At 72.1% G+C, this 297-nt stretch carries 1 protein-coding gene; it reads left to right on the plus strand.

Annotation, left to right across the window (positions count from 1 at the left end):
* Positions 1 to 297, plus strand: a 297-nt coding sequence (locus ACLEQD_RS45370; protein ID WP_410392071.1) for a hypothetical protein, incomplete at both ends; no start/stop codon positions are given.

Genomic DNA, 297 nt, shown 5'->3' on the forward strand with positions numbered 1-297 from the left:
AGCCCACGCCTTTCGGTGTCCCGGGCGAAGTCTTCCTCGGCGGTGAAGGCCTGGCTCGCGGCTACCTCGGCCAGCCCGCGCTCACCGCCGAGCGCTTCGTCCCCAACCCCTTCAGCACTTCGCCCGGCGCGCGCCTCTACCGCACGGGAGACCTCGCCCGCTGGCGCGCGGACGGCCAGCTGGAGTTCCTCGGCCGCAATGACAACCAGGTAAAGCTGCGCGGCTTCCGCATCGAGCTGGGCGAGATTGAGGCCGCGCTGGCCCGTCAGCCTGGGGTGCGCGAGGTGGCCGTCCTCG

The sequence above is a fragment of the Corallococcus sp. 4LFB genome (assembly GCF_046520365.1).
In the GTDB taxonomy this organism is placed as follows: domain Bacteria; phylum Myxococcota; class Myxococcia; order Myxococcales; family Myxococcaceae; genus Corallococcus; species Corallococcus caeni.